Origin of the sequence: Burkholderia sp. IDO3, assembly GCF_003366075.1 — a bacterium.
In the GTDB taxonomy this organism is placed as follows: Bacteria; Pseudomonadota; Gammaproteobacteria; order Burkholderiales; family Burkholderiaceae; genus Burkholderia; species Burkholderia anthina.
Map to the genome: position 1 here is coordinate 1,341,241 of NZ_CP028962.1, position 21,277 is coordinate 1,362,517.

Genomic DNA, 21,277 nt, shown 5'->3' on the forward strand with positions numbered 1-21,277 from the left:
CCGCATGAACGCGACTGTCCAGCCCGCGGCGCCGGCCGCACCCGCCGCGATTCGCACGCCGTGGCGCGAATTCTGGCGCAAGTTTCGCAAGCAGACCGTCGCGCTGGTCGCGGCCGGCTTCGTGCTCGCGCTCGTCGTCCTGGCGTTCGTCGGCCCGCACATCGTGCCGTTCGATCCGGAAAACTACTTCGACTACGACGCGCTGAACGCGGGGCCGTCGGCCGTGCACTGGTTCGGCGTCGATTCGCTCGGCCGCGACATCTTCAGCCGGATCGTCGCGGGCACGCGCATCTCGCTCGCGGCCGGTTTCTTCTCGGTCGCGCTCGGCGCGATCATCGGCACGTTCTTCGGGTTGCTCGCCGGCTACTACGAAGGCTGGTGGGACCGCATCACGATGCGGGTGGCCGACGTGCTGTTCGCATTCCCGGGGATCCTGCTCGCGATCGGCGTGGTGGCGATCCTCGGCAACGGGATGGTCAACGTGATCTGCGCGGTCGCGATCTTCAGCATCCCGGCGTTCGCGCGGCTCGTGCGCGGCAACACGCTGATGCTCAAGCACATGACCTATGTGGAGGCCGCGCGCAGCATCGGCGCGTCCGACTGGACGATCATCATGCGGCACATCCTGCCGGGCACGGTGTCGTCGGTCGTCGTCTACTTCACGATGCGGATCGGCACGTCGATCATCACGGCCGCGAGCCTGTCGTTCCTCGGGCTCGGCGCGCAGCCGCCGATGCCGGAGTGGGGCGCGATGCTCAACGAGGCGCGCGCGGACATGGTGACCGCGCCGCACATCGCGATCTTCCCGAGCCTCGCGATCTTCCTGACGGTGCTCGCGTTCAACCTGCTCGGCGACGGGCTGCGCGACGCGCTCGATCCGAAGCTGGAGCGTCGTTGATGGGCGCGGTTTCGATGTGGACACAGACGTTGCCGGCCGGGCCGCGCGGCACGATCGCCGACGTGCCGGGCGTGACCGTCGGCCATGCCACGCTCGACGCGGGCGGCGTGCAGACGGGCGTCACCGTCGTGAAGCCGCATCCGGGCGACCTGTACCGCAGCAAGGTGCCGGCCGGCGCGGCCGTGATCAACGGCTTCGGCAAGAGCGTCGGGCTCGTGCAGGTCGACGAGCTCGGCACGCTCGACACGCCGATCGCGCTGACCAATACGTTCGGTGTCGGCATCGTTGCGCACGCGCAGATCCGCGCGGCCATCGCCGCGAATCCGCAGATCGGCCGCGACTGGTCGACGGTCAATCCGCTCGTGTTCGAGTGCAACGACGGGTATCTGAACGACATTCAGGCGTTCGCGGTGACGGCCGCGCATTACGACCACGCATGCCGCACGGCCGCGCGCGACTTCGCACGCGGCGCGGTGGGCGCCGGGCGCGGGATGTCGTGTTTCGACCTGAAGGGCGGGATCGGTTCGGCCTCGCGCGTGGCCGTCGCGGCGGGCCGGCCGTATACGGTCGGCGCGCTCGTGCTCGCGAATTTCGGCCGGCTGCCGATGCTCACGCTCGGCGGCGTGCCGGTCGGGCGCATCGTCGCGCAACGACGGGCGGAGGCGGCCGCGCATGCGGCGCCGCCCGAGCAAGGCTCGATCATCCTGCTGCTCGCGACCGATGCGCCGCTCGACGCGCGGCAGTTGTCGCGGCTCGCACGCCGCGCCGGTGCGGGGCTGGCCCGGACCGGTTCGGTCTACGGGCACGGCAGCGGCGACATCGCGCTCGCATTCTCGACCGCGTACACCGTCGCGCACGATGCATCGACCGTCGCGCTGCCGGCCCTCGTGGCCGATGCGGCGCTCGATCCGCTGTTCATGGCCGCGGCCGAAAGCGTCGAGCATGCGATCGCCGACGCGCTGCTGCAGGCCGTGACCGTTGCCGGGCGCGATGCTCACGTGCGGCAATCGCTGCGCGACGCGGTGCCCGATCTCGATCGCCTGTTCAACGAAAGCAACGAAGGACGCTCGACCCAGTCATGAAGATCCTGATCTCGACCGACATCGAGGGCGTCGCCGGCGTGTTCGCCGCCGAGCAGACGCGTGCCGGCAATCCGGAATACGAACGCGCACGCCGCTGGATGACCGCCGAGGCGAACGCGGCGATCGAAGGCGCGTTCGCGGGCGGCGCGCAGGCCGTGTGGGTCAACGACTCGCACGGCGGCTTCCGCAACCTGCTGCCCGACGGGCTCGATGCCCGCGCGCGCGTCGTGCTCGGCAAGCCGCGCGCGCTCGGGATGATGGCCGGCCTCGAACAGCAGCCGGACCTCGTATTCATGATCGGCTTTCACGCGAAATCGCAGACGCGCGGCGTGCTCGCGCATACGATCAACAGCTTTGCATTTACGCAGGTGTGGCTGAACGGTGTCGAGCTCGGCGAAGCCGGGCTGTACGGCGCGCTGGCCCGCGAATACGGCGCGCACGTCGCGCTGGCGTCGGGCGACGACGTGTTCGCCGAGGAAACGCAGCCGCTGTTTCCGGACGCGCGTTTCGAGACGATCAAGACGGCCGGCGGCGCGTCGAGCGGCGACACGCTCACGCCGGCCGCGTCCTGCGCGCGCATCGCGACCGCCGCGCGCGAAACGGTCGTGCACGCGCTGTCGGCCGGCTGGCGCGCCGGCGCGCATCGGCCCGCGCCGGCCGCATGCACGCTGCGCGTGCAGACGGCCGCGCTCGCCGATCTGTTCTGCGTGCTGCCGTCGATCGAACGGACCGATGCGGTCACGTTGCGTTTCGACGGGCCTTCGGTCGAACATGTCGTGCGCACGCTGAACAGCCTGTCGGCGATGTCGTTCATGCTGCGCTGATGCGTGCCGACCGGATGCCGCGCGTGGGCGGCGCATCACATACGGTTCGCCGGTTCGACGGGGTTCGCTGCCGTGGCGAGCAGGAACGATTCTATCGCGGCGACCAGCGCGAGCGGCGTCTCGTTCATCGGATAGTGGCCGGCATTGCGCAGCACGTCGACGGTGGCGAGCGGATAGCGCCGCAGATACGTGCGCGCCATCAGCGCCGCGTCGAATGCCGGATCGTGTTCGCCGATCAGCACCTTCACCGGATGGCGGCCCGCGATCTCGTCGCTGAAATCCGTGTCGGCCCATGCGCGGAAGTACGCGGCGAACGCGCGTGCCGACGAACAGGATGCCGAATACGCGGCTTTCCACTCGACCCACGCGGCCGGCAGCCGGCCGCCGGTGCTGCGGTCGATGAGGGTCCGGCGATCGGCGAGATGGTCGGCGGCGCGTTCGAATAGCGCGCGCTGCGCGGCGTCGAACGGCAGGCCGCCGCAGGGCACCGGCACGATCGGCACCAGCGCGCGCACCCGTTCGGGCGCGATGGCGGCGACTTTCTCGATCGCCATGCCGCCCATCGAGTGGCCGACGAGGCTGAACGCGGGCCAGCCGAGCGTGTCCGCGAGCGCGAGGGTGTCGGCGGCGATCTCGTCGATGGTGTAGCTGCCGTGCGCGTCGCGCATGCGGCCGTAGCCGCGGTAGTCCATGAATACATAGGTGAAGTGCTCGCGTGACAGCCACGCTTCGAGGGGGTCGAACGCGCGGGCGTCGCCGAACCAGCCGTGCAGCACGAGAACAGGGTGGGGGCCGTCCCCCACGCGATGAAACGTATTGGGCATTTCCGCTCCGATGAAGTTGCTATCCGGCCGATTCGGCCGTCGGGTCTTGCGGCCATCCGGTCGCGCAAGCGTGGAGCGGATCGTAGATCGATCGAAGGTGACCCGCCTTCGATATCGGGTCATTCATGATGGAATTCGGGCCTTGAGAAATACGCTGCTGGATCCCTACGAACATATTCCCCGTAGCGTGGTGGTGACCGCCAACGACTACGCGGCAGGCACGACGTTTCCCGAGCACGCGCACGTGCGCGGGCAGTTCGCGTTCGCGTCGCGCGGCACGATCAGCGTGTCGACGCCGCACGGCCGCTGGCTGGTGCCGCCGCAGCGCGCGTGCTGGGTGCCGGCCGGCGTGCGGCACGAGATGACGATGACGGGGCCGGTCACGATGCTGAACACGTTCGTGTCCGGCGATGCCGCGCAGGCGGTGGGGCTGCCGGAACAGTGCGGCGTGTACGGCGTGTCGCCGCTGCTGCGGCAACTGATCGACGATGCGATCGACCTGCCGGCGATGTACGACGTCGACGGCCGGGCCGGCAAGCTGATGGCGCTGCTGGTCGCGGAAATCGCGACGATGCCGCGCCTGTCGCTGCATGCGCCGCTGCCGGCCGACGCGCGGCTCGCGAAGGTCTGCCGCCATCTGCTCGCGTCGCCGTCGATCGCGGCCGATCTCGACAAGGTGGCGGCCGATGCGGGCGTCAGCCGGCGCACCTTCACGCGGCTGTTTCGTGCGCAGACCGGCGTGAGTTTCGCCGCGTGGCGTCAACAGGTGTGCATGCTTGCGGCGATTACCCGCCTGAGCGACGGGCAGCCGGTGACGCGCGTCGCATTCGATCTCGGCTATGCGAGCGCGAGCGCGTTTACGTCCGCGTTTCGGCGCATCCTGGGTGAGACGCCGAGCCGGTATCTGGAGATTCGCCGGTAGGCGGAGCGGCGGCGGTGCCGGCCGCGCCGGTTTTCCGCGCGCGAAAAAAACGCGCCTGCCGGATTCGGTCAGACGCGCTTAAAGGCACTCGGTCAGAAAAAATGCGCGAACAGCCCTGCTGGCGTGTCGCGCATTGCTCGGGGAATTGTTGCTTGTTTCGATTCAATCCCGTTGGTGTGTTGCAGATAGCCAAGCATACGCCGTGTAACGCGCAAACGATATCGCGGGCGCCGCACAATTGATGTGCTGTCGCAGCATGCGTTTGAATCGCCTGTTCGGTATCGGGGTCGGAAGGTATCGACGAAAGGCTTGGGCGGTCGCGAGCGGGCATGTCGCGATGCAGCATCGAATGATGGTGCCGTACAACGAAAAACCGCCGCACGGCGCGATGCCTGCCGGTATCGCGCCGTGCGGGCGGCTCGCTGCCGGGCCGGCTTGCGCCGGCCCGTGCCGGTTCGTGCGTTACACGTCGAAGAACACGGTTTCCTCGGGGCCCTGCATGCGGATGTCGAAGCGGTACACGACGGGGCGGCCCGGCTGCGCATCGCGCTTGGCGACGAGCGTCGCGCGGCGCTCGGCCGGCACTTCGTTCAGCACCGGATCGGCCGCGTTCGCCGCGGCTTCGTCGTCGAAATACACGCGGGTGAACGCGTGCGTCAGGATCCCGCGCATCATCACGGTCACGTTGATGTGCGGCGCTTCGTCCGCGGCGATGCGGCCCGGCTTCACCGTCTCGACGACGAAGCGCTGCTGCGGATCGGTGCCCGTGCCGACGCGCGCGAAGCCCGTGAAGCCGGACTTCGCGATGTCGTCGCGCGATGCCGGGTAGCGGCCGGCGCTGTCCACCTGCGTGAATTCGAGCACGGCGTCGCCGACGATGTTGCCGTCGCCGTCGAACACCTGGCCGATCAGCAGCACGTGCTCGCCTTCGGCGTGCGATGCGGCGATCGTCGGCGTGAACAGGCTCTTCAGGTCGTAATCGTATTGCTGCGGGCACAGGCCGTAGGCGAAGTACGGGCCGACCGTCTGCGAAGGGGTTTGCTTCAGCGTCGTCATGGTTCAGCGCTCCATCGGGGTGGCGTCACGGCCGCGCAGCACGATGTCGAATTCGTAGCCGAGCGCATAGCCTTCTTCGGTGATGTCCATCGAGAAGCGCGAGATCAGGCGATCGCGCGCGGCCTCGGGCGTGCCCTGGAAGATCGGGTCGTACGCGAGCAGCGGGTCGCCGGGGAAGTACATCTGCGTGACGAGGCGCGAGCCGAAGTAGTCGCCGAACAGCGAGAAGTGGATGTGATTCGGTCGCCACGCGTTCGGATGGTTGCCCCACGGATACGCGCCGGGCTTGACCGTCAGGAAGCGGTAGCGGCCTTCGTCGTCGGTCAGGCAGCGGCCTGCGCCGAGGAAGTTCGGGTCGAGCGGCGCGTCGTGCTGGTCGACCTTGTGCACGTAGCGGCCGGCTGCATTGGCCTGCCACACTTCGACGAGCGTGTTGCGCACCGGCTTGCCGCCTTCGTCGAGCACGCGGCCCGTGACGACGATGCGCTCGCCGAGCGGCTCGCCGTTCTTCACGGCGTTCTTCGTCAGGTCGTGGTCGAGCGCGCCGAGATCTTCCGCACCGTAGACGGGTGCGTACTGGTCGCGCAGCTTTTCCTTCAGCGGGATCATCGGGCGCGTCGGGCCGCGCTTTACCGACGAACGGTACTCGGGGTGGACATACGCGGGATGCGACGGCCAGTCGCGCGGGGTGAGGATCGTGGGGGAATCCATCGGGCGTCTCCTGATAGGTATTTCGCGAAGTGGATGGCAGGACTTTAGCCAATCCGGAAAGTTATGCAAAATGACCTTTTTTCGCGAATCACATAACCGTTCGTTATGTTCGGCCGCGCCAATGAAAATCCGCCGGACAGGAAGCCTGTCCGGCGGAAAAAGCGATCGGGCTTCGCGTCGTCGGTGACGACCCCGTGCACGGCCCTCCAGCCAGCCCGTCGCTGTTTTTTTGATATGTCGTTGTTGTTGTTATCCGGTCTCCCCGAGCGTGCCCGCGTTGCGCCGTTACCGGCAGCCGGGATCGAACACGATCCCGTCGAATTCGAGCGCCAGCGTGCCGCTGCGCAGCAGCGCGGCCGGCGTCGCGGCCTGCTCGGCGCCGAGCACGTCGGTTACGTAGTTCGCGCAGAACCCGCGTTGCGACAGCAGGGTGAAGCGGTTGCGAAGCAGCGCGTCGATCCGCTGCTCGGCCGTCGCATGCACGTCGCGCTGTGCTTCGACGGTCGATGCCGCGATCCGGCGTGCCAGTGCGATGCGTGCGCCGTCGGCGCGGGCGACGAAGCGCGACAGCGGCGTGAGCTTCGTGCGCGCAAACGCGGGCTCGGCGATTAGCGGCTCGTCGCCCGACGTATCGACGACGATCCCGAACCGGTTGGCCCATGCGCCTGCGCTGCCAGCCGCATCGCGGGACGCGCCGGCCACGCGGATGAACACGAGATCGCCGACGTGTGCGCCGGCGGCCAGCGTGCGTACCGTGGCGAGCGGCAGCATGCGACCGGTGTCGCGGGCATCGCGCGAGGCGGTGTGATGCGGGTCGAAGTCGGCGGTTTCGGTTCGGGTGGTCATTGCAGCTCCGTCGATGCGTGACAGGACGGAGCGGATTATGCAGACAAGTATCCAAAAGTGCTTGCCTGGATGCTTCAGTAGCCTAATATCCGACCTTGAGCATCATTTTTCGATACCGACATGACCGAGACCGCCCAACTCATCGAAACGCTGAAGCGCCAGTTGAAGGCGCAGGGCATGACCTATCGCGATGTCGCGCGTGCGCTGGACGTATCGGAGACGAGCGTGAAGCGGCTGTTCGCGAGCGGCCGCTTCACGCTGGAGCGCATCGCGGAGATCGCGCAGCTGCTCGGCTATACGCTCGCCGAGCTCGTACAGGAGGCGTCTGCCTCCGCGCCGCGGCTGCGGGTGCTGACCGAGCAGCAGGAGGCGCTGATCGTGTCGGACGAGAAGCTGCTGCTCGTCGCCGTCTGCGCGATCAATTACTGGACCGTGCAGGACATCGTGTCGGCCTATTGCGTGACGCAGGCCGATTGCGTGAAATACCTGCTGATGCTCGACCGGATGAACGTGATCGCGCTGCTGCCGGGCGACCGGATTCGCGTGCGCGTCGCGCGCGATTTCGACTGGCTGCCGGGCGGCCCGATCCGCCGGTACTTCCATGCGCACGTGCTCGACGATTTCCTCGGCAGCCGCTTCGACGGCCCGGGCGAGACGATGACGTTCTCGCAGGGGATGCTGACCGAAGCGGCTGCCGCGGAACTCGAGCAGGAACTGCGGCGGCTGAGCAGCAAGGCGGCGGCGCTGCACGCGGAGTCGTCGTCCGCGCCGCTCGGACAAAAGCACGGGACGGCCTTGCTGATCGCGAAGCGGGTCTGGGAGCCGACCGGCTTTCACGCATTGCGGCGTTCCGCGTGACGTATCGCCGAATGCTTGGGGCTATCCGGAAAGTTATGCAAAATGGCATTTCATCGACCTCTGCATAACCGCCTGTTATGAATAACCGTATCGCCGACGGCCGCGTCAAATTCCGGCACCTGCAGTGCTTTCTCGCGGTCGCGCAGCTGGGCGGCGTGCAGAAGGCGGCCGAAAGCCTGTCGATCACGCAGCCGGCCGTGTCGAAGACGATCGCCGAGCTCGAGTCGATCCTCGGCGTGAAGCTGTTCGAGCGCGGGCGGCACGGCGCGCAGCCGACCCGCGAAGCGCAACTGTTCATGCCGCATGCGAACGCGTGCGTGCTGGCGCTGCGGCAGGGCGTCGGCTTGCTGTCGCGCGAGGGCGGGGCCGCCGCGGCGACGCTGGAAATCGGCATGCTGCCGACGGTTGCCGCGTCGCTCGCGCCCGCGCTGATGAAGGCGTTGGCCGCACGCTGGCCGCGCGTCGTCGTGCGGATCGCGACGGCCGCGAATACCGAGCTGCTGGAGCGCCTGAAGGCGGGCGCGCTCGAATGCGCGATCGGGCGCCTGTCGGAACCCGAGCGGATGATCGGGCTCGCGTTCGAGCAGTTGTACAACGAGCCGCTCGTCGCGGTGGTGCGCGCCGGGCATCCGCTGCTGGCCAGCGCCGCGCCGGCCGCCGAACTCGCGCGCTATCCGGTCGTGCTGCCGCCGTTCGGTACGTTGATCCGGCAGTCGGCCGAACAACTGCTCGGCGCATGCGGCGCGCCGCCGCTGGATTCGTTCATCGAGGTGCTGTCGGTGTCGGTCGCACGGGTGCTCGCGCTCGAGAACGATGCGGTCTGGTTCGTGCCGCTCTATGCGGCGGAATACGACCTGACGGCCGGTGCGCTCGCGCGTCTGGCGTTGCCGGCCGCGGGTACCGACGAACCGGTCGGCCTCGTGCTGCGCACCGATGCGCAGCCGTCGCCGGTCGCGCGGACGCTGATCGACGCCGTGCGTGAGATCGCGCAGGCGCGGTTCGGCGATGCGCGCGCGCCCAGCACGCCGCGCGGTGCGCGCAAGCCGGCTCGCCGCGGGTGATGCGCGGTGACGCCCGGCGCAAGGCCGGCCCGTCACGCGTCGGCCGGCGGCATTCCCCTCACGGCTTTTCGCTGGCCATTCGGTCAGTAGCGGGCTGCATCGTGCTTGGCATATCGTATCGTTTTTGGTACGCTTCCTGGCAAGACGATGACGAGACAGCAGATTCAGGTCACGCTCGGCGTGCGCTTCTTTCGCACGGCGTGCGGCAACGAGCCGGTGCGTGAGTGGCTCAAGCGGCTCGGGCACATCGAGCGAAGGTTGATCGGCGAAGAGATCAAGACCGTTCAATTGGGCTGGCCGCTCGGCATGCCGCTGGTCCGGAAGATGTCGAAGGATCTGTGGGAGATCCGCGTGATGTTGCCGCGACGAAGCGCGCGCGTGCTATTCACGGTCGTCGGCGACACGATGGTCCTGCTGCACGCGTTCTTCAAGCAGTCGCAGGCGACACCGTCCGACGATCTCGACGTGACCGTCGCACGGCTGAAAGCGCTGACGCGCGCCATCTGAATTCACGGCTTGTGCCGGCGCCGCCGTCAGCCGGCAACGCGATGCATTGGAGTACCTTATGACGACCACGAACAATCCGCATATCGGCAGCGATTTCGATGCCTTCCTCGACGAGGACGGCCATCTCGAAGCCGCCACCGCCACCGCGATCAAGCGCGTGATCGCGTGGCAGATCGCGCAGGAAATGAAGGCGCAGCACATCACGAAAACGGCGATGGCCGCGCGGATGAAAACCAGCCGCGCCGCGCTCAACCGGCTGCTCGACGAAACCGATACGAGTCTTACGCTCGCGACGCTCGCGAGCGCGGCCGCCGCACTCGGCAAGCGGCTCAGCTTCGAGCTGGTGCCGGCGTGACGCACGTCACGCGCACGACGAACCGCTGCGCAGCCGGCGGGCGATGAACGCGTGAGCGCTCGAGCGGCGCGTCGCAGCGATCGCATGCACGATCGCCGGCGCACCGGTGTGCGGCGCCGTCAATTGCGCCGGCCGGCCATCCGCAGATAAAGCAGCGCACCGCCCGCGAGCAGCAGCGGGCACAGCAAATACCATCCCGTCGTGAGGAACAGCCCGGCCACGGCGACCAGCGAAACCCACGCGCAGCGATACGCGATGCTGCCGCGCGGCAACAACTTCAGCGCGGCGGCCGCACCGAGCCCGTACACCATCACGAAGCAACCGGACGTGACTAGCACGAGCGGTTTCGGCCCGACGTCCGAGATCGTCGTCGCGGCCAGTGCGATGGTCGCGAGCAACGCAATCACGCCGAGGCTGCGACGCGGCACGCCGCCGACCTGGCTGCCTTGCGCAAGCCACGCGGGCAGCGCGCCGTCGCGGCCGAGCGCCGCGCCGAGCTTGGCCGCGCCCGCGAAATACGCGTTCATCGTGCCGAGCGTGAGCAGCAGCGCGGCCGCGGCCGCCAGCACCTGCGCGTGTCCGCCGATGCCGCCCGCGATCAGTTCCGCGAGCGGCGCACCCGATGCGCCGGCCGATGGCCCGAGCACCGCGACACTCGCGGCGGCGACCGACAGATACAGCAGGCCGACGACCACGACCGCGATGCCGGCCGAGCGCGGCATGTCGTGCGCGGGCCGGCGAAATTCCGCGGCGAGGTGCGTGATCGCTTCCCAGCCCGCGAAGCTCCACACGAGCAACGCGGCGGCCTGGCCGACCGCGAGCCAGCCGTGCGGCGCGAACGGATGCAGGTTCGCCGCGCGCGCATGCGGCGCGGACGCGAGCACGGCGGCGAGCAGCAGCGTGACGAGCAGCGCCGACAACACGAGCTGCATGCGGCCCGATACGGTGACGCCGAACGCATTGGCGGCGGAGACTGTTGCGATCAGCGCGGCGGCGGTAACGATGACCGTCGTGTGGCCGCCGCCCGTGACGGCCGCGACGTAGGCGCCGCCGAACATCGCGGCGGCGGGCGCGCCGGCCGGCACCGCGAAATAGAAGCACCAGCCGACGATTGCCGCGGCCTTCGGCCCGAATGCGCGTCGTGCATAGGTCGATACGCCGCCGGCGTCGGGGTAGCGCGCGCCGAGTGCGGCGAAGGTGGCCGCGAGCGGCCCCGACAGCACGACGAGCGCGGCCCACGCGAGCAGCGAAGCCGGGCCCGCGACTTCGGCGGCGAGCGCGGGCAGTGCAATGACGCCGGTGCCGAGCACCGCGCCGATATACAACGCAGCGCCCTGGAAAATGGTCAACGAGCCCGCGTGATGAACGGCGGGCGAATCGGCATGCGAAGGCATGAAGGGAAATCTCCGGAAGGCGTGTGTCGGGCGTGGAGGCCCGTACGTCGAATCGTTCGATGCTATCCGAACGCGCGCGACGTTGCAGCGCGGCGTTCAGTAGTCCGCGACGTATCGCCTGTCAGCCGTTGTCAGTAGCGTCGCGCGAGCCGCAGGCGCGCCTCTTCGCGTGCGGCGGGCGTCAGGTCGGGCGCGTAGTGGAACGTGCCCGACACGAGCGATGCGACGGGCATGCCGTCGCGGAACAGCACGCGATTGCCCGAGAGCGCCGGCACCTTGTCGCCGGGCAGCAGCGTGCCGGCGAGGTTCAGCGGATCGGCGCCGGTCACGCACACGTACTGGCCGTCGCCCGGTTGCCGGCGCAGTTCGCGCAGGATCGGGATCGCTTCGGGCAGCGCGAACTGCTCGCCCGCGAGCCCGGCCACGAAGCGTCCGCCGCGAATCTCGCCGCGTGCTTCGAGACGCTGCAGCACGCGCACGAGTTCGCGCCAGCTCGGCAGCCAGTCGGCTTCGCGTTCGAGCAGCCGCCAGAACACGACGCCATAGCGGCGCAGCAGCGTCCATACGATGTGTTCGAGCGCATCGGGGTCGGTCGCGGCCATCCCGCGTTGCGGCGCCGGCGTATCGTCCGGCGGCGTCACGCGTTGCACGAGCGCCCAGCGGCCCGCGTCGTCCATGCCGCCGATCAGTGCGCCGCCGCGCCGCGTGCGCGGCGCATAGGTCGCGCTGCGCTTGACGGCCGGCCGCAGCAGCGCACGCAGGCCGGCGAAGCTGTCCGCGTTCACGAGGCCGGCCGACACGAGTTCGCCGAGCGCCTGTTCGAGTTCGACGGGCAGCATGTGCAGCTCGTCGAGCAGCGCATCGAAGAACATCGCGCCGTGCGCGGCGAGCGCGTCGCGCACCTGCGCCGCGCGTGCGGACAGCGCCGGTTGCGCGGCGGGGTCGCGCAGCGCCTGCCATGCGCCGAGGTGGCGGCGCGGCAGCAGCACGACCGGCGTCGTCTTCACGGGCGTGCCGGCCGCGCGCGCCGGCGCGCCGATGCGGGTCCACACGAGCTTGCCCGAGCGGCACAGCTCGTCGAGGCCGCCGGCCGTGTAGTCGGTCAGCCGCGCGGGCAGCAGCGCGTCTTCCCATGCGCCGGCCGCGGCTTCGTAGCCTTCGAGCTGTTCGACGACGGCCGCGAGTGCGTCGCGGCCCGAGCCGCGCGTGTCGGGCGTCAGGTGCTGCCAGTGCAGCAGGAAGCGCATGAAATCGGCGCGCTCGACCGGTTCGATCTCGCGACGCAGTCGCTTCACCGTATAGCGATGAATGCGCGCGAGCAGGTGGCGTTCGCACCATTCGTCGCCGGTTGCGCCCGGCGTGAAGCGGCCGCGCATCACGTAGCCTTCGCGTTCGAGCGCCGCGAGCGCGGTTGCGATCGCGGAAGGCGGCAGGCCGAGCGGCTGCGCGATCGCATCGAGCGCAAGCGGCCCGAAGCCGGTCAGCCGCGCGCGGATCACGTCGACGAGCGCGGCATCGGCTTCCCACGGCTGCGCGCACGCGGCCGGCACTTTCAGCGCGGGCGCCGTGCGCGCGTCGGGGTGCAGCGCGCGAAGGCAGACCAGCCGCTCGACCGGCACCCATAGCGCCGCGCCATCCGGCGTGACGAGTTGCGTCGCGCGGCGGCGTTCGGCCAGTTCCGCGAGGCGCTCGGGCCAGCCTTCGTGTGCGCGCGCTTCGTGATCGGCGACGCAGGCGAGCGTGAGCAGCGCGTCGTGCATTTCGTCGGCGTCGCGCACGAGCGGCCACGCTTCGTCGCGCACCGCGTCGATCGCGTCGGCGTCGAGCGCGCCGAGATCGTCGGCCGATTCCGGATCGCTCCAGCGGCGCGACTGCACGGCCTGCGTGCGGCGCTCTTCGAGCGGCGCGTCGTCGAGGAACGCGTACGGTTTCGCGTTCAGGATTTCGGCGGCGAGCGGCGACGGCGCGGGCAGGTCGCGCGCGACCAGCTCGATCGCGCCGCTTTCGATCCGGCGCAGCAGCGCGAGCCAGCCGTCGGTATCCATCGCGTCGTGCAGGCAATCGTCGAGCGTCTGGTCGACGAGCGGGTGGTGCGGTATCTCGCGTTCGCCGACGACGTTCTCGAGGCACGCAACCTGATCCGGGAACACGGTCGCGAGCAGATCCTCGCTCTTCATCCGCTGCAGTTGCGGCGCGGTGCGCCGGCCGCCGGTGAAGCGCGGCAGCGCGAGCGCGGTCGTCGCGTTCCAGCGCCAGCGCACGCCGAACAGCGGCGCGTCGAGCAGCGCCTGGATCAGCACGTGCTCGGCGCTGGCCGAGCGCAGGTAGCGCCACACTTCGTCGAGCGCGAAGCTGTGCGCGAGCGACAGCGACAGAATGATCGCGTCGTCGGTCGCGGCCGCCTGCAGCTCGAAGTTGAAACTGCGGCAGAAGCGCTTGCGCAGCGCGAGCCCCCACGCGCGGTTGATGCGGCTGCCGAACGGCGAATGGATCACCAGCTGCATGCCGCCCGATTCGTCGAAGAAGCGTTCCATCACGAGCGTGTCCTGCGTCGGCAGCGCGCCGAGCGCCGCGCGCGTGCGCGCGAGGTAGTCGGCGATCTGGCGTGCCGCGTCCGGCGACAGGTGCAGATCGTCGGCGAGCCAGCGCAGCGCCGGCGCGAGACGGCTTTCGGCGACGCCGGTTGCGGTGGCGGGGACGCTGGCATCGCGTTGCGAGGCGGCGGTGCTCGTGCCGGCATCCGCGCGTTTTTTTTCGTTGCGGCGGGTGCCGGTTTTTCCGGGGGCGTGGCCGTTGCCATTTTCGTCGCCGCCCGCATGCTTGCGCGCACCGGCATGCGCCAGCCGGTCGCCTTCGGCGAACAGCCCGTCGAGCCGTGCGCGCAACCGGCCGACGGCCGCCGACAGCTCGTCGCTGCGCCCGGGCGCCTCGCCGAGCCAGAACGGGATGCTCGGCGACTGGCCCTGCGCGTCCTCGACACGCACGCGGCCCGTCTCGACGCGGATGATCCGGTATGACTGGTTGCCGAGCTGGAACACGTCGCCGGCCAGGCTCTCGATCGCGAAATCCTCGTTGACGGTGCCGACCTGGAGGCCCTGCGGTTCGAGCAGCACCGCGTAGTCGGCCATGTCGGGGATCGTGCCGCCGGACGTCGTCGCGGTCATCATCGCGTTGCGGCGCCCGCGCACCGTGCCGCCGACCACGTCGCGATGCAGATACGCGCCGCGCACGCCGCGGCGGCTCGTGAAGCCTTCGGCGAGCATCTTCATCACGTCGTCGAAGCGTTCGCGCGGCAGATGCGCATACGGCGCCGCACGCGTGAAGCTCGCGTACAGCGCGTCTTCCTGCCATTCCGCGCATGCGACTTCGGCGACGATCTGCTGCGCGAGCACGTCGAGCGGTGCCTCGGGAATCCGCAACGCATCGAGTTCGCCGCGTTGCACGCAGTCGAGCAGCGCCGCGCATTCGACGAGCTCGTCGCGCGACAGCGGGAAGAGGCGTCCCTTCGGCACGCCGCCGACATGGTGGCCGGAGCGGCCGACGCGCTGCAGGAACGGCGCGATGCCGCGCGGCGAACCGACCTGGCAGACGAGATCGACGTCGCCGATGTCGATGCCGAGTTCGAGCGACGCGGTCGCGACGAGCAGCTTCAGTTCGCCGCGCTTCAACCGCTGTTCCGCTTCGAAGCGGTGTTCCTTCGCGAGACTGCCGTGGTGCGCGGCGATCGCGTCCTTGCCGAGGCGGTCGGCGAGATGGCGCGCCATGCGCTCCGCGGTGCGCCGCGTGTTGACGAACACGAGCGTCGTGCGATGCGCGGCCGCGAGCGCGGCGATCCGGTCGTACACCTGTTCCCACACGTCGGTTGCCATCACCGGTTCGAGCGGCACGTTCGGCAGTTCGAGCGCGAGGTCGCGTTCGCGCGTGTGACCGGTGTCGACGATCGTGCAGTCGCGCGGCGCGCCGGCCGGGCCGCCGACGAGGAAGCGTGCGACCGCGTCGATCGGTTTTTGCGTGGCCGACAGCCCGATGCGCGGCAGCGGACTGCCGGTCAGCGCGTCGAGACGTTCGAGCGACAGCGCGAGATGGCTGCCGCGCTTGGACGATGCGAGCGCGTGGATTTCGTCGACGATGACCGAGCGCACGCCTGACAGCATCTGCCGCCCCGATGTCGACGACAGCAGTACGTACAGCGACTCGGGCGTCGTCACGAGAATGTGCGGCGCGCGCTTGCGCAGCGCCGCACGTTCGGCCTGCGTGGTGTCGCCGGTGCGCACGGCGGTGCGGATCGCCGGCACCGGCAGGCCGAGTTGCGCGAGCGATTCGGCGATGCCGGCGAGCGGCGCGTCGAGGTTCACGTGGATGTCGTTCGACAACGCCTTCAACGGCGACACGTACACGACGAGCGTCGCGTCGGGCAGCGCGCCGTCGTGCGCGAGCGCATCGCGCACGAGATCGTCGAGTGCGCACAGGAAGGCGGTGAGCGTCTTGCCGGAGCCGGTCGGCGCGGCGACGAGCGTCGAGCGGCCGGCCTTGACGTGCGGCCACGCGAGCGCCTGCGCACCGGTCGGTGCGGCGAACGTGCGGCGAAACCACGCGGCGACGGCCGGGTGGAACACGTCGAGTGCGCTGGCGGCGGGGCGGGTGGCGGTGACGTCCATCGGAGCGTTGAAATGGGGTGCGAGCGGGGGTGCGAGCGCGCGGGCGACCGCGCGCGAATCGTCAGTGTGCCAGACGACGCGCGTGCGTGCCGGGCCTCGGGCGCGGCGTGAGTGCGTGCGTCGTCTCGCCGATACGGATGAAGATGAGGCGCGACGCCGGCGTTTCAATAGGCGTGCGCGGGCACGGCGCCCGCGAATCGCGGGTGCCGGTTCAGACGGAGGGGGAGGGAAGAAGCCGTCGAAGAAGCGGTCGGCAACGCGCGTCGCGACGGAAGCGAGCGGTTCGCTGCGCAACATCACGCGATATCGCGCGCCCTTCGCACGACTACACGCGATGCAGCCAGCCGAGCCAGGATTCGAGCAGCGGTGCGCGCGTGCACAGCGATTGCGCGAGCCACAGCGTGCCGCCCCATGCGGCAGCCACCACGATCAGGTCGCAATGGCCGCTGTTCCACAGGTTGAGCGAATGACGCCGCCAGATCCACGGCACGCCGAGCGGATTCGGCCAGTCGGCGAGCAGGTGCATCACGCCGCCGCATGCGAAGCCGAACAGCGGTGCGGCCCACAGCGGATACGGATGATGGGTGAGCCCGTGCCATCCGAGCGCGAGCAGCGCGATCCAGCCGATGCCCCAGTGCGTGACGGTGCGGTGCGTGATCCACAAGCGTCGCTTGCGCGACCACCATGCGAGTTCGAGCCAGTCGGGCGCGGTGCCGCCCGCGACGCCTGCCGCGAATGCGGCGAGCATGCCGGTGTGCCAGAGGCCCGTTGCGCCGGTTTGTGCGACGAGGACGGCGGCGGCGACGCCGGCTGCGACGCCGGTCGCATGATGTGCATTGTGTGAAGCCATACGAAGCGAGACTAGAAAACGTGAAGCGGCGCGTGCACGCAACGAATGATGCGGCGTGAAATCGGGGCGCTATCTTCGCAGATACGCGTGTGCCGCGGGCGCTCGATCGCAGGTTTTTTTACGTGCGGCGCGCGTCGTGCGCGCACGACGCAACTTTCGGTTTTTGTGCATTGCGCGATCGCGCGCGACGCATGAAATTTCGACCGGCCCGTGTGGCGGTTTTTACCGTCGGCATGTGGGGCCGCGCACAATTTGCGCGCTTTCGTCGCGCACCGCGTGTTCGACCCTTTTTGTCCCCCTATACTACGAAACCGCACGTGGCTGCCGGCGCGCCAGCGGCCATAAGCGGATCAGGTGCCTTTCCTGCCTGAAGGAGATCCATATGGGGGACATGCAATGACTACGCTGAATCGCTTCAAAACATCCGCCGTCGTGCTCGCGACGGTGGCCGGCGTCGGTTTCCTGCCGAACGCGCCCGTCTATGCGAAGGGCCCGCAGCCGGCGGTCCTGACGAGCTCGGCGGTCGCGGTGGCCGACAAGTACAGCGCGGATGCCGCGGAGCGGATCTTCAAGGAAGGCGGCAACGCGATCGACGCGGCCGTCGCCATCGCGTTCACGCTCGCCGTCACGTATCCGGAAGCCGGCAACATCGGCGGCGGCGGCTTCATGACGATCTACAAGGACGGCAAGCCGTACTTCGTCGACTACCGCGAACGCGCGCCGCTCGCCGCGACGAAGGACATGTACCTCGACAAGGACGGCAACGTCATCAAGGGCATGAGCCTGTACGGTCCGCGCGCGGTCGGCGTGCCCGGCACGGTCGCGGGCATGTGGGAAGCGCAGAAGCGCTTCGGCAAGCTGAAGTGGAAGCAGGTGCTCGCGCCGGCGATCCACTATGCGCGCGACGGCTTCGTCGTCGACGAACAACTGGCGCAGCGCGGCGTCGACGCATCGAAGGAGTTCGGCGGCAAGACCAACTTCGACAAGTATTTCTCCGGCCTGAAGGCCGGCGTGAACTTCAAGCAGCCCGATCTCGCCGACGTGCTCACGCGGATCTCCAACGACGGCGCCGAAGGTTTCTACAAGGGCAAGACGGCCGAGCTGATCGCCGCGTCGATGAAGACGGGCGACGGCAACGGGCTGATCACGACCGAGGATCTCGCGCAGTATCGCGCGGTATGGCGCGAGCCGGTGCAGGCGAAGTGGAACGGCTACGACGTGATCACCGCGCCGCCTCCGAGCTCCGGCGGCATCGGCCTCGTGCAGCTGCTGAAGATGAAGGCCGACCTGAAGAAGGACTTCGAGGGCGTGCCGCTCAACTCGCCGCAGTACATCCACCTGGTCGCCGAAATCGAGAAGCGCGTGTTCGCCGACCGTGCGCAATACCTGGGCGACCCCGACTTCTACAAGGTGCCGATCGCACAGCTGACCGACGACGCGTACATCGCGAAGCGCGCGGCGGAGGTCAACCCGAAGGAGCCGTCGGACACCAAGAGCGTGCAGCCGGGCCTCGGCACGACGATGCCGGAGAAGGCCGAAACGACGCACTTCTCGGTCGTCGACAAGTGGGGCAACGCGGTGTCGAACACGTACACGATCAACGGCTATTTCGGCTCGGGCGTGATCGCCGACGGCACGGGCATCGTGCTGAACGACGAGATGGACGACTTCTCCGCGAAGCCGGGCGTCGCGAACATGTTCGGCGTGGTCGGCAGCGATGCGAACGCGATCGAACCGAAGAAGCGGCCGCTGTCGTCGATGTCGCCGACGATCATGACGAAGAACGGCAAGGTGTCGCTCGTGATCGGCACGCCGGGCGGCTCGCGGATTTTCACGTCGATCTTCCAGGTGATCAACAACATCTACGACTTCAAGATGCCGTTGAAGGAAGCCGTCGGCGCGATGCGTTTCCACCATCAGCTGCTGCCGCCGAACACGATCTTCTGGGAGCCGTACCATCCGATCGAGGGCGAGCTCGCGAAGCAGCTCGAAGCGCGCGGCTACACGCTGAAGGGGCAGGACTTCAGCGGCGACATCCAGGTGATCAAGATCGACGGCAAGACGCCTGAAGCGATGGCCGATCCGCGCGGGCGTGGCGTTACGCGGGTCATTCACTGACGTCGGCGTGAAGCATGCGCGTTCGCGAAAGCGGCCGCGCATGCGGTTCGCATGTGGTTTCGCGGCCGGGTGTTCGCCCGGCCGTGGAATGTACCGTGCCGCTCGCCCGGGCCGGTGAAGCGATGCATCGCGATGCGTCACGCGATCGAGGTCGAGCGCGACGACGAAACGGTCGCGGTTGTCGATAGGGTTCCGCAACCAGTAGTTGCATTCCTGCGGTGTTGCGCTTTTGCCGAATCCCGTGTGATCGGGTGCGATGCGCCGATCAGATGACGAAACAGATCACCCCACGCGGGTTCGCCATGCAGGCACAGGACGGTCTTGCCGTCGCGCGGGTCCTTCGTCGACGCAGTGCATCCGGAACCCGGACGAGACGCACGTGCGTCTCGTCGACCGCAAGACCGGCTGGTTGCCCGTCAGGAAACGGGAGCTGCGCGCACAGGACGGGCGCGTGCCCGGCCCCGAGGATACGGCCATGCTGCCGCCGCCCGACTGACGTACGGTGACGCACGGCGTTCGCGCATGCGTCACCGCTTCAGCAGCGCGTGCGCCTGCACGATTTGTTCGGCGAGCTGGTTGATCGAGATGCGCCGCTCCATCGCCTGCGAGCGGATCTGCTGATACGCCTCTTCCTCGCCGATGCCGTTGTGCTGCATCAGCAACGTCTTCGCTTCCTGCAGCGTGCGCGCGGATATCACGCGCTGTTCGAGCTGCGCGATGCGGCGCCGGTATTCGTCGTGCCGGCGGCTCTGGTGACACGCGAGCGCCATCGCGCTCAACAGCCCGAACGAGCGCACGGGCGTCGTCACCGCGCTTTGCGCGTCGATGCGCAGCATCAGTTCGAGGATGGTCGGGCTTTCATAGGTCGTGACGGCGATCACCGGCGGCCGCGCATCGTCCTCGAGCCACGGGATCGACAGATGCAGCAGATCGGGCCGCACCGCGAGAATCACGAGATCGACGCTCTCCGGCAACTCGGCGGGCGGCGGCCAGCGCTGCTCGCTCGGGCAGCCGATGCGCGACAGCTGCTCGACGATCAGCAGGCCGTTGTCGTCGTCCGGGTAGTACACCATCACGCGAAGCGAACGGAGTTCGGCGAGCAGGCGCGGCGTCGAGCGGATCGGGGTGCGGGCGCGCATCGTCGGCTATGCCTTCAGTTCGTCGGGCGTATGCACGCGATCGCCGAGCGAATGCGTGACGAGATACGGATCGGGATGCACGCGGCGCGTCGCTTCGCGCACGATCGTGAAATTGCCGTCCGCCGTCGCGCAGCCGATGCGCGGATACAGGCACGTGTGCTGCGTGAGCCGGTCGATCTTCACGCGGCCCTGCGGCGCGTCGAATTCCGATTCGGCGAGATGCTCGACGAGCCGGTCGCGCTGGTCGGTGCCGGCGCGCGCGAGCGCGTTCGCGAACAGGTGCACCTGGAAATACGCGGCTTCCCATGGCGCGGACGCGTTCGCGTCGTCGCCGAAGCGCGCCTTCAATTGCGCGATGCAGCGCCGGTTCACGTCCGAGTCGACGGTCTGGAAATAGGGCGACGACGTGTAGTGGCCGGCCGCGGCCGCGCCCATCTGGCCGAGCTCGATCTCGGACGTCGTCAGGCTCGCGATCGGCATCTTGCGCGCGTCGAGCCCGGCTTGCGCATACGCGCGGTAGAACGCAGCTGTGCTGTCGCCGACCAGCGTGCTGAACACGAAGTCGGGCGCCTTCGCGCGGATGTCGGCCACCACCGCCGCGAAATCCTGCTCGGACGTGACGAGCGGCATGTAGACCTCGCCGAGGATCTGGCCTTCCGGATGCTGCGTGACGAGGTCGATCATGATGCGGTTCGACTCGTACGGGTAGATGTAGTCGGACCCGACGAGGTACACGCGCGCGCCGAACTGCGCGGTCATGAACGCGGCGAGCTGCACGCTGTTCTGGTTCGGCGCGGCGCCCGTGTAGATCACGTTCGGCGAGAATTCGAAGCCTTCGTACAGCGTCGGGTAGAACAGCAGCTTGTTCCACTTCTCGACGATCGGAATCAGCGCCTTGCGGCTACTCGACATGTACGCGCCGAACAGCACGTTCACGCGCTCGGTGGCGATCAGGTCTTCGGCAAGACGCGCGTAGACGGCCGGATCCGAGCACGCGTCGCGCACGACCGGCACGATCTCGCAGCCGTTCGCGCCGCCGGCTTCGTTGATCTCGGCGATCGCCTGCAGCGTGCCGCGCAACTGGCTCTGGCCGAGGCGCGACGTGAATCCGCTCTGCGAGAACAAAACGCCAACCTTCACACTGTTCATTCGGTCTTTCCTGTCTCTTCCGGGT

General features: G+C 68.7%; 18 protein-coding genes and 1 pseudogene. 9 read left to right on the forward strand and 10 right to left on the reverse strand.

The window, feature by feature from the left end:
* The first annotated feature begins 4 nt into the window (after positions 1 to 4).
* The 3 genes from gsiD to DCN14_RS06225 are packed head-to-tail and all read left to right on the forward strand — an operon-like array spanning position 5 to position 2,804.
* A complete protein-coding gene (gsiD, locus tag DCN14_RS06215) occupies positions 5 to 898 on the forward strand; it encodes a glutathione ABC transporter permease GsiD (RefSeq protein WP_096499052.1) in 894 nt (297 codons plus the stop codon).
* On the forward strand, positions 898 to 1,980 hold the full coding sequence (locus tag DCN14_RS06220) for a P1 family peptidase (RefSeq protein ID WP_096499050.1): 1,083 nt from the start codon (positions 898 to 900) through the stop codon (positions 1,978 to 1,980). The genes gsiD and DCN14_RS06220 overlap by 1 nt, the downstream gene beginning before the upstream one ends.
* Positions 1,977 to 2,804 carry a M55 family metallopeptidase gene (locus DCN14_RS06225; protein ID WP_096499048.1) on the forward strand — a complete coding sequence of 276 codons (828 nt, stop codon included), beginning with the start codon at positions 1,977 to 1,979 and terminating at the stop codon, positions 2,802 to 2,804. The genes DCN14_RS06220 and DCN14_RS06225 overlap by 4 nt, the downstream gene beginning before the upstream one ends.
* Before the next feature lie 35 nt (positions 2,805 to 2,839).
* Here the strand turns inward: DCN14_RS06225 and DCN14_RS06230 are convergent, their stop codons facing one another.
* Entirely contained in the window at positions 2,840 to 3,628 is a 789-nt protein-coding gene (locus DCN14_RS06230) for an alpha/beta hydrolase (protein WP_096499046.1), read from the reverse strand.
* 142 nt (positions 3,629 to 3,770) lie between these two features.
* Here DCN14_RS06230 and DCN14_RS06235 point away from each other — a divergent pair, with 142 nt between their 5' ends.
* The gene (locus DCN14_RS06235; RefSeq protein WP_096499044.1) at positions 3,771 to 4,550 is read left to right on the forward strand and encodes a helix-turn-helix transcriptional regulator; all 780 of its coding nucleotides are present in this window, start codon (positions 3,771 to 3,773) and stop codon (positions 4,548 to 4,550) included.
* A gap of 462 nt (positions 4,551 to 5,012) precedes the next feature.
* On the opposite strand, the gene pcaG is transcribed toward DCN14_RS06235, so the two are convergent.
* The 3 genes from pcaG to DCN14_RS06250 all read right to left on the reverse strand — a co-directional run bounded on the left by pcaG (position 5,013) and on the right by DCN14_RS06250 (position 7,163).
* Positions 5,013 to 5,606, reverse strand: a complete 594-nt coding sequence (pcaG, locus tag DCN14_RS06240) for a protocatechuate 3,4-dioxygenase subunit alpha (protein WP_096499042.1) — start codon at positions 5,604 to 5,606, stop codon at positions 5,013 to 5,015.
* A 3-nt stretch (positions 5,607 to 5,609) separates the two neighbouring features.
* Positions 5,610 to 6,317 carry a protocatechuate 3,4-dioxygenase subunit beta gene (pcaH, locus tag DCN14_RS06245; RefSeq protein WP_096499040.1) on the reverse strand — a complete coding sequence of 236 codons (708 nt, stop codon included), beginning with the start codon at positions 6,315 to 6,317 and terminating at the stop codon, positions 5,610 to 5,612.
* A gap of 285 nt (positions 6,318 to 6,602) precedes the next feature.
* The gene (locus DCN14_RS06250; RefSeq protein WP_096499038.1) at positions 6,603 to 7,163 is read right to left on the reverse strand and encodes a YiiX/YebB-like N1pC/P60 family cysteine hydrolase; all 561 of its coding nucleotides are present in this window, start codon (positions 7,161 to 7,163) and stop codon (positions 6,603 to 6,605) included.
* A 120-nt stretch (positions 7,164 to 7,283) separates the two neighbouring features.
* On the opposite strand from DCN14_RS06250, the gene DCN14_RS06255 reads away from it, so the two are divergent.
* From DCN14_RS06255 to DCN14_RS06270, 4 genes are all read left to right on the forward strand, one after another.
* Complete coding sequence (locus DCN14_RS06255) at positions 7,284 to 8,021, forward strand: helix-turn-helix transcriptional regulator (protein ID WP_096499036.1); 738 nt, start codon at positions 7,284 to 7,286, stop codon at positions 8,019 to 8,021.
* 77 nt (positions 8,022 to 8,098) lie between these two features.
* A complete protein-coding gene (gene pcaQ, locus DCN14_RS06260) occupies positions 8,099 to 9,082 on the forward strand; it encodes a pca operon transcription factor PcaQ (RefSeq protein WP_096499034.1) in 984 nt (327 codons plus the stop codon).
* A gap of 147 nt (positions 9,083 to 9,229) precedes the next feature.
* Positions 9,230 to 9,589 carry a type II toxin-antitoxin system RelE/ParE family toxin gene (locus DCN14_RS06265; RefSeq protein WP_096499030.1) on the forward strand — a complete coding sequence of 120 codons (360 nt, stop codon included), beginning with the start codon at positions 9,230 to 9,232 and terminating at the stop codon, positions 9,587 to 9,589.
* 58 nt (positions 9,590 to 9,647) lie between these two features.
* Positions 9,648 to 9,944, forward strand: a complete 297-nt coding sequence (locus DCN14_RS06270; RefSeq protein ID WP_096499028.1) for an XRE family transcriptional regulator — start codon at positions 9,648 to 9,650, stop codon at positions 9,942 to 9,944.
* Between the two features lie 119 nt (positions 9,945 to 10,063).
* Here DCN14_RS06270 and DCN14_RS06275 read toward each other — a convergent pair whose 3' ends face one another.
* From DCN14_RS06275 to DCN14_RS06285, 3 genes are all read right to left on the reverse strand, one after another.
* Positions 10,064 to 11,338 carry an amino acid permease gene (locus DCN14_RS06275; RefSeq protein WP_096499026.1) on the reverse strand — a complete coding sequence of 425 codons (1,275 nt, stop codon included), beginning with the start codon at positions 11,336 to 11,338 and terminating at the stop codon, positions 10,064 to 10,066.
* Positions 11,339 to 11,469: 131 nt separating this feature from the next.
* Positions 11,470 to 15,996: a DEAD/DEAH box helicase gene (locus DCN14_RS06280; protein ID WP_096499024.1), complete on the reverse strand. Its 4,527-nt coding sequence runs from the start codon at positions 15,994 to 15,996 to the stop codon at positions 11,470 to 11,472.
* A 325-nt stretch (positions 15,997 to 16,321) separates the two neighbouring features.
* Positions 16,322 to 16,846, reverse strand: a complete 525-nt coding sequence (locus tag DCN14_RS06285; RefSeq protein ID WP_096499022.1) for a metal-dependent hydrolase — start codon at positions 16,844 to 16,846, stop codon at positions 16,322 to 16,324.
* A gap of 396 nt (positions 16,847 to 17,242) precedes the next feature.
* On the opposite strand from DCN14_RS06285, the gene ggt reads away from it, so the two are divergent.
* On the forward strand, positions 17,243 to 18,964 hold the full coding sequence (ggt, locus tag DCN14_RS06290; RefSeq protein WP_096499020.1) for a gamma-glutamyltransferase: 1,722 nt from the start codon (positions 17,243 to 17,245) through the stop codon (positions 18,962 to 18,964).
* Positions 18,965 to 19,099: 135 nt separating this feature from the next.
* On the opposite strand, the pseudogene DCN14_RS38600 reads toward ggt, so the two are convergent.
* The 3 genes and pseudogenes from DCN14_RS38600 to DCN14_RS06310 form a co-directional block, all read right to left on the reverse strand.
* Positions 19,100 to 19,321: pseudogene (locus DCN14_RS38600) on the reverse strand (alpha/beta hydrolase); the annotation flags it as partial.
* 170 nt (positions 19,322 to 19,491) lie between these two features.
* Positions 19,492 to 20,103, reverse strand: coding sequence for an ANTAR domain-containing protein (locus DCN14_RS06305; RefSeq protein ID WP_096499018.1), 612 nt, complete (start codon positions 20,101 to 20,103; stop codon positions 19,492 to 19,494).
* A gap of 6 nt (positions 20,104 to 20,109) precedes the next feature.
* Positions 20,110 to 21,252 (reverse strand): transporter substrate-binding domain-containing protein, encoded by a 1,143-nt coding sequence (locus DCN14_RS06310; RefSeq protein ID WP_096499016.1) that lies wholly within the window; start codon positions 21,250 to 21,252, stop codon positions 20,110 to 20,112.
* Positions 21,253 to 21,277: the final 25 nt, after the last annotated feature.